General features: G+C 72.1%; 9 protein-coding genes. 1 reads left to right on the top strand and 8 read right to left on the bottom strand.

Annotation, left to right across the window (positions count from 1 at the left end; translation table 11 throughout):
• Positions 1-67: 67 nt before the first annotated feature.
• Both ACTWP8_RS32600 and ACTWP8_RS32605 read right to left on the bottom strand, forming a co-directional pair.
• A complete protein-coding gene (locus tag ACTWP8_RS32600) occupies positions 68-1,453 on the bottom strand; it encodes an MFS transporter (RefSeq protein WP_443325686.1) in 1,386 nt (461 codons plus the stop codon).
• A gap of 129 nt (positions 1,454-1,582) precedes the next feature.
• The gene (locus ACTWP8_RS32605; RefSeq protein ID WP_443325687.1) at positions 1,583-4,507 is read right to left on the bottom strand and encodes an ATP-binding protein; all 2,925 of its coding nucleotides are present in this window, start codon (positions 4,505-4,507) and stop codon (positions 1,583-1,585) included.
• A gap of 317 nt (positions 4,508-4,824) precedes the next feature.
• On the opposite strand from ACTWP8_RS32605, the gene ACTWP8_RS32610 reads away from it, so the two are divergent.
• The gene (locus ACTWP8_RS32610) at positions 4,825-5,919 is read left to right on the top strand and encodes an isoafricanol synthase (RefSeq protein ID WP_443325688.1); all 1,095 of its coding nucleotides are present in this window, start codon (positions 4,825-4,827) and stop codon (positions 5,917-5,919) included.
• 41 nt (positions 5,920-5,960) lie between these two features.
• On the opposite strand, the gene hypE is transcribed toward ACTWP8_RS32610, so the two are convergent.
• From hypE to hypA, 6 genes are read right to left on the bottom strand one after another with little or no spacing between them, the layout of a single operon-like run.
• Complete coding sequence (gene hypE, locus ACTWP8_RS32615; RefSeq protein ID WP_443325689.1) at positions 5,961-7,061, bottom strand: hydrogenase expression/formation protein HypE; 1,101 nt, start codon at positions 7,059-7,061, stop codon at positions 5,961-5,963.
• A complete protein-coding gene (hypD, locus tag ACTWP8_RS32620) occupies positions 7,054-8,196 on the bottom strand; it encodes a hydrogenase formation protein HypD (RefSeq protein WP_443325690.1) in 1,143 nt (380 codons plus the stop codon). Before hypD ends, hypE begins: the two co-directional genes overlap by 8 nt.
• Positions 8,193-8,522 (bottom strand): HypC/HybG/HupF family hydrogenase formation chaperone, encoded by a 330-nt coding sequence (locus tag ACTWP8_RS32625; protein WP_443319118.1) that lies wholly within the window; start codon positions 8,520-8,522, stop codon positions 8,193-8,195. The genes hypD and ACTWP8_RS32625 overlap by 4 nt, the downstream gene beginning before the upstream one ends.
• 33 nt (positions 8,523-8,555) lie before the next feature.
• Positions 8,556-10,928, bottom strand: a complete 2,373-nt coding sequence (gene hypF / locus ACTWP8_RS32630; protein WP_443325691.1) for a carbamoyltransferase HypF — start codon at positions 10,926-10,928, stop codon at positions 8,556-8,558.
• Between the two features lie 22 nt (positions 10,929-10,950).
• Complete coding sequence (gene hypB / locus ACTWP8_RS32635; protein ID WP_443325710.1) at positions 10,951-11,691, bottom strand: hydrogenase nickel incorporation protein HypB; 741 nt, start codon at positions 11,689-11,691, stop codon at positions 10,951-10,953.
• Positions 11,691-12,086: a hydrogenase maturation nickel metallochaperone HypA gene (hypA, locus tag ACTWP8_RS32640; protein ID WP_443325692.1), complete on the bottom strand. Its 396-nt coding sequence runs from the start codon at positions 12,084-12,086 to the stop codon at positions 11,691-11,693. Before hypA ends, hypB begins: the two co-directional genes overlap by 1 nt.
• Between the last annotated feature and the right edge of the window lie 90 nt (positions 12,087-12,176).

Below are 12,176 nucleotides of genomic sequence, written 5' to 3' on the forward strand. Positions count from 1 at the left end.
CCCCCCCCCCCCCCCCCCCCCCCCCCCCCCCCCCCCCCCCCCCCCCCCCCCCCGCCCCGCTCAGGGCTCAGACCGTACGGGCCGGGGGCGCAGTGGCCGGGGCGTCCGCGGCGGTCGGCTCCGGCTCGATCGCGGCCAGGTCGCGGTCCCGGGTCTCCCGGGCGACTCCCACCGCGACCAGGGTGAGCAGCGCGGCGGCGATCACGTAGAGGGCGATCGGGGTCGCGCTGCCGTAGTCGGCGAGCAGCGCGGTGGCGATCAGCGGGGCCGGGGCGCCGGCCGCCACCGAGGAGAACTGGGCGCCGATGGAGGCCCCCGAGTACCGCATCCGGGTCGCGAACATCTCCGAGAAGAAGGCCGCCTGCGGCGCGTACATCGCACCGTGGAAGACCAGGCCGACCGTGACCGCGAGCAGCAGGTTCCCGAAGGTCTCCGTGTCGATCAGCGCGAAGAAGGGGAAGGCCCAGAGGCCGACGCCCGCCGCGCCCAGCAGGTAGACGGGCCGCCGCCCGACCCGGTCGGAGAGCGCGCCCCAGGCCGGGATCACCGCGAAGTGCACGGCGGACGCGATCAGTACGGCGCCCAGCGCGGTCTGCTTGTCCAGGCCCGCCTGGCTGGTGGCGTAGACGAGGACGAACGCGGTGATCACGTAGTAGCTGATGTTCTCCGCCATCCGCGCGCCCATGGCCACCAGCACGTCGCGCCAGTGGTGCTGCAGTACGGCGACCAGCGGCGCCTTCTCCACCAGGTCCTTCTCCGCGGCCTTGCGGGCCTCGGCGCGGGCGAGGGCCTCCTTGAAGACGGGCGACTCATCGACAGAGAGCCGGATCCACAGGCCGACCATCACCAGGACGCCGGACAGCAGGAACGGCACGCGCCAGCCCCAGGACGTGAACGCGCTGTCGGACAGGAGAGCGGTGAGCGCTGACAGCACGCCCGTGGCGAGCAGCTGTCCGGCCGGGGCACCCGTCTGCGGCCACGAGGCCCAGAATCCGCGCCGCTTCGCGTCCCCGTGCTCCGAGACGAGCAGCACCGCGCCGCCCCACTCACCGCCGAGCGCGAAGCCCTGGACCAGGCGCAGGAGCGTGAGCAGCAGCGGTGCGGCGGAGCCGATGGTGGCGTGGGTGGGCAGCAAACCGATGGCGAACGTGGCGCCGCCCATCAGCAGCAGGCTCAGCACGAGCAGCTTCTTGCGGCCGAGCCGGTCGCCGTAGTGGCCGAAGACCAGCGCGCCGATCGGCCGGGCGGCGAATCCCACGGCGTACGTGAGGAAGGACAGCAGCGTGCCGACGAGCGGGTCGGAGCCGGGGAAGAAGAGCTTGTTGAAGACGAGCGCGGCGGCCGAGCCGTAGAGGAAGAAGTCGTACCACTCGATGGTGGTGCCGATGAGGCTCGCGGCGACGATGCGGCGGAGTGAGCCGGGGGGCGTGGGCGCTGGGGCCGGGACTGCCATGGTCACCACTTCCGGGCGGGGACAGGGGCGTTTACGGTTCGCCACACCGTAGAAACGCGCAGGTCAGTGGCACATGTGGTGGGACACCACACTTCGGCCGCCCCGTGTGCGCCCCCAACCCATGAAGGATCAGAGGCGCGGTGTGAGCGGCTTGCCCGACTGCCGCCCGAGCACCCCTGGCAGACCTGCGGGGTCGGAGCCGACCTTGCGGTAGACACCCGACAGCAACTGGGCCACTGCCCTTTCGTGCGTGCCCAGCGCCTCGGCGATGCGCGTGTTCGACCAGCCGCGGGTCGCCCACTCGGCCACCGTCCGCTCCTGGGCGGTGAGTGACTCCGTATCGCCGGTGCGCAGCTGGAGCAGCGGCAGACCGGCGACGTCCAGCTCGTCGCGGGCTCGCGCCGCAAGGGCGTCGGCCCCGCAGTGCACGGCGCCTTCCAGACCGCGGTGGAGCTGTTCGGCCGCGTCCTGGGGCAGCCCGGCGCGGCGCAGGGCAGCGCCGTGGTCGACCAGGGCACAGGCCAGGTCGTACCCGGACGGGGAGCGTTCCAGGTGCTCAACGGCCTCCGCCAGCAGACTGATCCGGTCCTCGCCACGAGTCACCGCCGCCACCGCGCGCAAGGACTGCCCGATCGCGGACTGGGTACCGAAGCGGCGGGCCCTCCGGACGCTTTCTGAGGCGAACTCGACGGCCCGTCCCGGGTCGGACAGTTCCAGGGCACGGGCGAGATGAAGCTGCCAGGGGCACCACGCCGGGTTGCGCATTCCCCGCGGTTCCAGCCGCCTGCCGACCTGCTCGAGCTGCTGCTCGGCCTCCCGCCGCATGCCGAGGGCCAGCAGCAACTCGCTGTACACGGTCTGGGAGTCGGGGTAGACGACCGCATTGGGCACCACGTCGCCGTAGTTGTACGTGGCGGCGAGCTCCTGGGCCTCCCCGGTCCGGCCGCGGGCGAGGAGGATCTCGATCAGGATGCCGATGGCGAACCACTGCGCGGGTACGCGGTGCCCCACCCGGTCGGCGATCCGCAGTCCACCGCGTACCAGCATCTCGGCCTCGTCAAGGCGTCCGCGGCGATAGCGGATATAGCCCAGAAGAGTGAATCCGAACGACAGATGGGCGCCGCGCCAGCCCTTGTTCTCGCACTCGGCGATGCCCTTGTTGAACAGCTCCTCCGCTCGTCCCGGCTGGTCGCAGTACATGAAGGTGAGCGCGACCAGGACCGGGACCTCGAAGCCCCACTCGTCGTTGGTCCAGCTCAGGCCCTCGCCGAGAGCTTCCTCCGCGTAGTGCAGGGCCGTGCTCGCGGGCTCGCCGCGCACCATCGCGTCCCAGGCCCGCAGACCCAGGATGTACCGCTCGGCGATGCCACGGCCGGTGAGGTGCTCGGCGAGCCTGGCCAGCTTGCGAGAGCGCGCGGGCGAGTTCTGCTCGTCGGCCCGGAAGGCGTTCCACATGAACTGCTCCGCCTGCATGCGCAGCCGGGTGCGGGCGTTCGTCGCCTGCCGGGCGGCTTCGGTCACCGTCTCGGCGGCTTCCGCCATCCGGTCCGAGTGGCCGAGGGCCTGGGCGAGCCGGTAGGTGATCGCTTCGCGCAGAGCCGGGTCGAGCACGGGCTCGTCCAGCGCCGCCCTCAGGTGGTTGACGGTGGTCGCGGGTTCGGTGAGCAGGGCGGAACATCCGAGCTCGAAGAGAACCCCGGCCCGGTCTTCCGGAGCGGGTGGCTCCCGCAGCGCGCGGGCGAGGCAGCGCCGGGCGGCCTCGGGAGCGCCGGCCCGGAGGTATTCACGGGCTGCCTCCCGCAGCTGCTGTACGGCCCAGGGGTCGCTCTCGGGGTGCATCTCCAGCAGGTGCCGGGCGACCCTGGTGGTGCCGAGGCCCGCGCTCGAGACGGTCACGGCGGCCTGGCCGTGCATGGCGACCCGGAACGCCGGGGGGATCGCCCGGTAGACGGCGGTGGCGACCAGCGGGTGGAAGAATTCCAGGCGATCGTCGTCGGCGAGATCGGCGGGGTCGGCGAGAATGCGGGCCTCGCGCAGCCGGGCGACGGCATCGGCGGACTCGGCGTCGCCCAGTCCGCCGACGTTCGCGGCCAGGGTCCGGGACGCCTCGGCGCCCAGCACGGCGGCGCTCCAGGCGAATCGGACCGCGGAGGTGCCGAGCCGCTCCAGCCGCTCGACGACATCGCTGCCCTTCACCGCCGAGGCCAGCTCGCGCAGTTCGGGAATGTGCACATCCTGCGGCTTCAGTCCGCGCTCGGCGACCTTGGCGGTGAGTTCGACGGTCTCGAAGGGGTTGCCGCCGGTGACCGCCCAGGTCTCGCGGCAGAACGCCTCGTCGGCTTCCTCGCCCAGGGCCTCCCGGACGATCCGGCTGACCGCGTTCGGCGTCAGCGTCGCCAGATCGAAAGGCCGCGATCCCTGCCGGTCGGCGAGCTTCCCGAACCCTGCGGCGGAGGCGGGGAGTTCATCGGGACGGTAGGCCACGACGAGCAGCATCGGGAGCTCGGTGGCCCGTGGCGCGAAGCCGGTGAGCCAGGCCAGCGACTCCGCGTCGGCCCAGTGGGCATCGTCAAGGAGCACGACCAGGGGCGCGTGCTGCACGGCGAAGCGGGTGGCGATCCAGTCCAGGCCGTCGCGCACACCCTGCGGGTCGGGGGAGCCGACGTCCCCGGCCACCAGGCCGACGGCGGGCGCGACGATGTCGTACCAACTGCCCATGATCCGGCGGTGTTCCTGCTCGGTGCCGGAGGCGAGTACGGGCTGGACGAGCTGACGTACGACGTGGAAGGCGACCTCCTGCTCGCGCTCGCCTCCGCGCGCGAAGAGCACGGTGCAGCCGCGGTCGGCGGCCCTTCTGCGTATCTCGGTGAGGAGCGTGGTCTTGCCGAGTCCGGCCGGGCCGGCGAACGCCAGTATGCCGCCGGACCGGGGCGTGCCCGACCCGGTCGGCGGGGCACACAGCTCCGTCAACAAGGCGTCCAGGGCGCCGAGTTCCGGTTCCCGCTCGAGCAGCAGCCGGCGCGGTCGGCGCTGCGGGTCTCCCATGTCCTCCATGTCCGTTCCTTCGACCGTACGACCGTGACTCTTCGGCAAGTACCGCAGAGCGTACGCCCGCAGAGACTCCCCGTAATCCCTGCGGACGTTTTCCGCGGGGAGACCAACGGAATCTGGTAGTGACGGCAGCCGAATTGGCGGATTCCCTCCGTCCGGTTAGGGGCGCATGTGTGGTCGCGTGCGCCGGTATCACGCCACCGCGCACCCGTAGGCAGGGGCCATAGGCGTAACGGAACGTTTAGCCTCTCAGGCATCGAGAACGCCTCGGAGCTGCGAATCCCGCGACCCGCGGGACGCTGCGACACCAGGGGGGCTCAATGACGCATGCGATGGATTTCGGCCAGCAGCGGACGCCCCCGGACCCCACCCGGCGCGCTGCCGCCATCAGGATTCCGTTCCCCGCCCGCCTCAGTCCGCACGCCGAGCGCGCACGGCGGCACACGCTCCAGTGGTTACAGGAGATGGGCATGCTGACCGGGGCAGCCGCGGCCGCGGAGTACGACACGCTGCGGCTCGAGCGGCTGATGGCGTACTTCTATCCGGACGCCACGGGCACCGACCTCGAGCTCGCGGCCGATTTCAATGCCTGGTTCTTCATCTTCGACGACCAGTTCGACGGCTGTCTCGGGCTGCAGCCGGAGGCCATCGAACAGGTGGTGGCTTCCATCGGCCGCACCATGGCGGCGGATGACACGACCCTCCCGGCACCCGGCAATCCGGCCCCTCCTCTCGTCCGGGGTTTCCGCAACATCTGGCACCGCGCCACGGCCGGCAGGCCGGCTGCCTGGCAACGCCGCTTCCGTGCGCACTGGCAGACCTACCTGGCCGCCCACCAGGGGGAGGCACACCACAGGACCGCCGACCGCCTTCCCTCTCTGCAGGAGTTTCTGCGCGTCAGACGAGAGTCGATAGGAGTCCAGCCGTGCCTCGACTTCACCGAGCGGTGCGGTGGTTACACCTTGCCGGACGAGCTGCACGAGGCCTCCCCGCTGGCCAAGATGCGGGAGATCACCGCCGATGTGGTGATCTTCGTCAACGACATCGTCTCGCTCGTCAAAGAGCTGGCCGCGGGGGAGGTGAACAACAGCGTCATCATTCTCCGGGAGCAGACGGGGCGCACCCTGGAGCAGTCCGTCGAGCGCATCGCCGCCCTCGCCAACACGCGGGCCGCCCGCTTCGTGCGGCTCTCCTCGGCCCTCCCCAAGATCCTGAGCGCATCGGGCGTTCTCCCCGAGGTCCGCGGACACGTCGACCACTACGTGTCAGGCATGGGAAATCTGATGGCGGGGAATCTGGCCTGGTCCCTTGCAACCGCCCGCTATGACGAGACAGGTGTCGCCGCCGTGAGCCGCGGACGGCAGCGCCCGTGGGCGCATCTCACCGAAACGACGTCCGGGAACGTGTCGCGTTGACTGCCGGTCCCTGTGCGCAACCGGCAGCGGCCCGGGCGGACTCAGCAGATGCGGGGCAGTTGTTCGCCGAGCGGCAAGTCCACCACGCGGGTGCCACCGAGGCCCGTGCGAGCCACGACCATCCCCGGGTGCTCGGCCACACATTCGCCGATGACGGCTGCCTGTGCGCCCTGCGGGTGGGCGTGCATCGCGGCGAGTACGGGGTCCGCGTGTTCGCGCGGTACGAAGGCCACCAGGCGGCCTTCGTTGGCCACGTACAGCGGGTCGAGGCCGAGGAACCCGCATGCGTTCGCCACCGCTTCCGGGACGGGCAGGCCGCGTTCGGTGAGGGCCACGCCGGTCCCCGAGGCGATGGCGATCTCGTTGAGCGCGGCGGCGAGACCCCCGCGCGTGGGGTCGCGCAGCACGTGCAGGTCCCGCGTGACGTCGAGCATGGCCTCGACGAGGCCGGCCAGCGGCGCGGTGTCGCTGGTCACCTCCACCCCGAATTCCAGTCCCTCGCGGACGCTCATGATGGCGATGCCGTGCATGCCGATCGGTCCACTGACGATCACCACATCGCCGGGAACGGCCCGCTGCGGGCGGATGTCCACGCCTTCCGGGATCAGTCCGATCCCGGAGGTGTTGACGTAGACGCCGTCGCCGTGTCCGGCGTCGACCACCTTGGTGTCGCCCGTGGCGACGGCGACGCGCGCGGCCGTGGCGGCGGTCCCGATCGCCTGTGCCACCTTCCCGACCACGGACAGCTCGGTCCCCTCTTCGAGGATGAACGCGCACGACAGGTAGGCCGGTCTGGCGCCGCTCATGGCCAGGTCGTTGACCGTGCCGTTGACCGCCAGGTCGCCGATGCTGCCGCCGGGGAAGAACAGCGGCCGCACCACGTAGGAGTCGGTCGAGAAGGCCAGCCGGGCGCCGCCCAGCGTCACCGCCGCCGAATCGCCGAGTCCGGCCAGCGTCTTGCTGCCGTACGCGGGGGTGAAGAGGTGTTCCACGAGCTCGGCGGACAGGGCTCCGCCGCCGCCGTGCCCCATGACCACCACCGGGTGGTCGCGCAGCGGTGCCGGGCAGGACCAGGCGGCCGGGTCCACCGGCGCGGTCTCCTCCGTGGCCACGGCCGCCCGCAGCTCTGTCGTGTCAGCCAAGGGGAGCCGCCTCCTTCGACGGTGCGGACGGCATGGGCGCCGCGGGCGCGTCCAGGCGCCTGTACAGGTAGTAGGCGGCACAGGCCCCTTCGCTGGAGACCATCGTGGCGCCCAGGGGCGTGCGCGGTGTGCAGGTCGTGCCGAAGGCTGCGCACTCGTTCGGCTTGATCAGGCCCTGGAGCACCTCGCCGCTGCGGCAGGCCGCGGACTCGCAGGTCCGCAAGGCGGCGACCTCGAAGCGGCGCTCGGCGTCGTACTCCCGGAAGGCGTCGGTGAGCCGCCAGCCGCTGCCGGGGATCGTGCCGATGCCGCGCCACGCCCGGTCGGTGACCTCGAAGACCTCCTCGATCATGCGCATGGCCGCCGGGTTGCCGCCCGGCTGCACCGCGCGTGGATACGCGTTGTCGACCCGGTGTTCGCCACGTTCCAGCTGCCGGACGGTACGGCGGATGCCCTCCAGGATGTCCAGGGGTTCGAAACCGGTCACCACGATGGGGACCTTGTACCTCTCGGCCAGCTCCGGATACTCCGCGGTCCCCATCACGCTGCACACGTGACCCGCTGCAAGGAAGGCCTGGACGCGGCAGTGCGGGGCTCGCATGATCGCCTCGATGGCGGGCGGGACGCGGACGTGGGAGACCAGCAGGCTGAAGTTGCGGATGCCCAGGCGTCTGGCTTCGTGGACGGTCATCGCGTTGGCCGGGGCGGTGGTCTCGAAGCCGATCCCGAAGAACACGACCTGCCGGTCGGGATGTTTCCTTGCGATGCCGAGGGCGTCCAGCGGCGAGTACACGACCCGCACGTCGCCGCCCCGGCTCTTGACCCGGAAGAGGTCCTGGCTGCTTCCGGGCACCCGCAGCATGTCGCCGAAGGAGCAGAAGATGACGTCGGGGCGGGAGGCGATCTCGAGCGCCTTGTCGATCATCTCGAGCGGTGTGACGCACACCGGGCAGCCGGGCCCGTGAATCAACTCGACGGTATCGGGCAGGAGTTGGTCGATCCCGTGCCGGATGATCGAGTGGGTCTGGCCGCCGCAGACCTCCATCATCGCCCAGGGGCGGGTCACGGTGGCGTGGATGTCGTCGAGCAGCCGCCGTGCGAGCTGCGGGTCGTTGAAATCGTCGATGTACTTCATCGGGCACCCTCCTGTGCCGCTGTGGCCCCGGCCTCGGTGTCCGGCCGGGCCGCCCCCGCCTCCGCGGCGGCGCGGCCCCATGCGTCGCCGAACTCCTCTTCCAGAAGCCCGAGTTGCGCGAAGAGCTCCAGCGAGGCCCTGGCCGACTCCTCGTCCAGCCGCTGGAGCGCGAAGCCCACGTGAACGATGACGTAATCGCCCACTCCCGCCTCCGGCACGTAGGCCAGGCACACGTCCTTGACGACACCGCCGAAGTCGACCTGCGCCATCCGCGTGCCGTTCCGGTCCTCAATACCGACCACCCTGCCGGGCACTGCCAGGCACATGGCGTTCTCCGTTCGTCGCTGGGTCGTTGGTGGCTACGGGAGGTCTCCGCCGCGCGCTGCCACGACGAGCTGACCGAGGGCGAGCCCGCCATCCCCGGGCGGGACCTCCCCGTGACGCAGCACGGTGAAGTCGCTCGCCCGCAGCAGATCGGTGCACTCCTCGTCCAGCAGCGCATTGGCGAACACCCCGCCGGACAGCGCGACCGTCCGCACCCCGGTCTCCCGGCGGGCGCTCCTGCACACCTCTGCCACCGCGCTCACGACCGCCCGGTGGAACCGCGCGGCGATCACCGGGGCAGGGGCGCCGCGGCGCAGGTCGGCGACGATGGAGCGCAGCGCGGGGGCGGGGTCGAGCAGCGTGGCCGCCACACCCGGGCGGGAGCCCGCCGGGCGCAGCGCGAAGGCGTATGCGTCCTCGTGCTCCGCCCACGCCGGCGACGCGGCCGCCTCCAGCTCGATGGCGGCCTGCGCTTCGTAGCCCGCCCGATGGCACACCCCCGCCAGCGAGGACACGGCGTCGAAGAGCCGCCCCATACTGGATGTCGGCACGCAGGCCGGCCCCCGTTCCAGCTGCCGGTCGAGCACCCGGAGTTCGCCGGGAGAGCAGGCCGCGACGCAGGGCAGGTCCGGGTCCCAGGGGATGCCGGCCGCGCGCAGGTGCGACAGCGCCATACGGCAGGGGTTGCCGACTCCCGCGTCCCCGCCGGGCAAGGGGACATACGCCAGGTGCGCGAGGCGGCGGTAGCCGTGGTAGTCGGCCAGGAGCACCTCGCCGCCCCAGATCGCCGCGTCGTCGCCGTAGCCGGTGCCGTCGAAGGCGATGCCGATGACAGGGGCTGTGCCGTCGAGTCCGTTCTCGGCCATGGCGGAGGCGATGTGCGCGTGGTGATGCTGCACCAGCCGCAGGGGGCGGCCGGCCGTATTGCGGCGGGCCCATCGCACCGAGTGGTACCCCGGGTGCCGGTCGGCCACGAGCAGCCGCGGTGCGACGCCGGTCAGCCGCCGCAGCCGCCGCTCGCCTGCTTCGAAGGCCCGTACGGTGGCCAGGTCGCCCATGTCCCCGATGTGCGGGGAGAACCATGCGCTGTGCTCGTCGGCGAGGCACAGCGTGTTCTTGAGGTCCCCGCCGACGGCCAGGGCGGGCCGGACCGGGACCGGGAGTGCGACGGGGGAGGGGGCGTAGCCGCGGGACCGGCGCAGGACGACCTCGCTGCTGTCCGCGCGCAGCCGCACCACGGAGTCGTCGCACGGGACCTCGATGGCCCGGTCGTGCGACAGCCAGGCGTCGGCAAGCCCGGCCAGCCGGGTCAGGGCCTCGCGATCGTCCGTGACGATGGGCTCGCCCGACCGGTTGCCGCTGGTCATCACCAGGACCCGGGGTCCCGGGGGGTCTTCGGGAAGGCCGAACAGGAGATGCTGGAGCGGGGCGTAGGGCAGCATCACGCCCACGTCCGGGCTGCCCTGGCAGACACCTGCGGCCAGTTCCCGTACGTCGTGCGACGCGTGGCGGCGCAGCAGCACGATCGGACGGCGGGGACTGCTGAGCGCGGCGCGTTCGGCCGGGCCGACGCGGGCGAGCCGCGCGGCGGTCGCCAGGTCGGGGCACATCACCGCGAAGGGCTTCGCGCCCCGGCTCTTGCGCCGGCGAAGGCCGGCGACGGCGTCCCGGTCGGCGGCGTCGCACGCGAGGTGATAGCCGCCCACGCCCTTGACCGCGACGATCGCGCCCCGCGCGAGCAGCCTCCTGGACTCGGCGAGGGCCTCCTCGCCTTCGGATCGCCGGGCACCGGTACCGGGAGCGGGGGTGAGCGTGAGCCGGGGGCCGCAGGACCGGCAGGCCACGGGCTGGGCGTGAAAGCGGCGGTCCGAGGGGTCGGCGTACTCGTCGGCACAGGCCGGGCACATGGGGAAGGCGGCCATGGTGGTGGTCGCGCGGTCGTACGGCAGCCCGGTGGCGATGGTGAGGCGGGGGCCGCAGTGCGTGCAGGTGATGAACGGGTGGCGGTACCGGCGGTCCTGCGGATCGGCGAGCTCGCGCAGACAATCGGCGCAGGTCGCGGTGTCCGGCGGGATCAGGGTGCGGCCCTCGCCCCGCTCGGAGGGCAGGATGACGAACCCTTCGGTGCCGAGGGCCGCCACGGACTCGTACGTGACGCCGGAGACGACGGCGAGGGGAGGTGTCTGCTCGCGGACGCGGCGGCAGAACTCCTCGACGCCGTCGGGCTCTCCCTCGATCTCGGCGATCACGCCGCCCGCGTTGTTGCTCACGAATCCCGACAGCGCCAGCTCGCCGGCGAGGCGGTGGACGAAGGGCCGGAAGCCGACGCCCTGCACGACGCCCCGCACCGTGACCCGCCGGCGCACGGCGGCCGCGCGCTCCGGCCGGTTCGTCAGCGTGCTCGTCATGCCGCCGCCTGCCGATGGGATGTCACGAGGTCTCGGCGGCGGTCGGGTCCGCCCCGGCGTGGGCATGGGAGTGGTGGTCTCCCGCGAGGAGCGGCTGGTGCGGCCGGGCCCCGTCGCACACGGCGAGCACCCGGTCCAGGAGCACCTTGATCCCCTGGCCGGTACGAGCGGAGGAACGCACCACCTCCACCCCGGGATTGATCCGCTCGACATGCGACGCGAAGGCGTCCTCGTCGAAGCCGGCGGCCTCCGCCAGGTCGGTCTTGGTGAGGACGACCAGATTCGCCAGGCCGAAGGCCGTGGGGTACTTGACGGGCTTGTCCTCGCCCTCGGTGACGGACATCAGCACCACCCGGAGCGCCTCACCGAGGTCGTAGGAGGCGGGGCAGACGAGATTGCCGACGTTCTCGACGAAGAGCGCCCTGGTGCCGTCCGGCAGCCAGCCGTCCAGATGGCCGCGAAGCTGGTCCGTCTCCAGGTGGCACAGCCCACCGGTCAGCACCTGCTTCACCGGCGCCCCTGATCTGGCGAGCCGGCGCGCGTCGTTCTCGGTCGCGAGGTCGGCGGTGACCGCGGCCACCGGCACGCCGCGCTCGGTCGCCTGGCGCAGGACGAGTTCCAGGAGGGCCGTCTTGCCGCTCCCCGGGCTGGACAGCAGATTGACCGCGGTGACGCCCTGGTGCGCCAGGTCGGTGCGCAGCGTCTCCGCCAGGCGGTCGTTCTTCGCGAGCACGGCCTGCCGCACGTCCACCGTCCGACACATCATGTTCTCTCTCCCCGTCCTGCCTCGTGGAGGGCCGGACACGACCCGGCCTCCGGCAGTTGAACCCCGCTCAGTTCCAGCTCGCGTCCCGTGAGCAGTTCCGCCGCGGGCTGTTCGCACCGCGGGCACCACAGCCGCGGAGGTGAGCCCACCGCGAACTCCGCGTCGCAGCCGGTGCACCGGGCCCGGGCGGGCACCTCCTCGATCAGGAGCTCGGCACCGGCCGCCAACGTGCCGTCCGCCACGAGCTCGAAGGAGAACCGCAGCGCGTCGGACACCACACCTGCCAGTTCGCCGATGCGCAGCTGCACCGATTCGACCGAGGCGGCGCCGTGTTCGCGGGCGACCTCCTCGGCGCTCTCGACAACAGCGGCCGCGATCGACAGTTCATGCATGGCCCGTCACGGTAGGCATGCGCGGCGGGCCCTCGTCCGGAACGCGGGCACCGGTGGGTGCCGATTTCCCCCGGGCGGCGCAAGCCGGGA

The organism is Streptomyces sp. 7N604 (assembly GCF_052245475.1).
GTDB lineage: Bacteria > Actinomycetota > Actinomycetes > Streptomycetales > Streptomycetaceae > Streptomyces.

Bases quoted from the DNA above. Each gene is read 5' to 3' on its own strand.
- ACTWP8_RS32610 (WP_443325688.1), top strand. From the start codon at position 4,825: ATGACGCATGCGATGGATTTCGGCCAGCAGCGGACGCCCCCGGACCCC.
- ACTWP8_RS32605 (WP_443325687.1), bottom strand. From the start codon at position 4,507: ATGGAGGACATGGGAGACCCGCAGCGCCGACCGCGCCGGCTGCTGCTC.
- hypD (WP_443325690.1), bottom strand. From the start codon at position 8,196: ATGAAGTACATCGACGATTTCAACGACCCGCAGCTCGCACGGCGGCTG.
- hypB (WP_443325710.1), bottom strand. From the start codon at position 11,691: ATGTGTCGGACGGTGGACGTGCGGCAGGCCGTGCTCGCGAAGAACGAC.
- ACTWP8_RS32625 (WP_443319118.1), bottom strand. From the start codon at position 8,522: ATGTGCCTGGCAGTGCCCGGCAGGGTGGTCGGTATTGAGGACCGGAAC.
- ACTWP8_RS32600 (WP_443325686.1), bottom strand. From the start codon at position 1,453: ATGGCAGTCCCGGCCCCAGCGCCCACGCCCCCCGGCTCACTCCGCCGC.
- hypF (WP_443325691.1), bottom strand. From the start codon at position 10,928: ATGACGAGCACGCTGACGAACCGGCCGGAGCGCGCGGCCGCCGTGCGC.
- hypA (WP_443325692.1), bottom strand. From the start codon at position 12,086: ATGCATGAACTGTCGATCGCGGCCGCTGTTGTCGAGAGCGCCGAGGAG.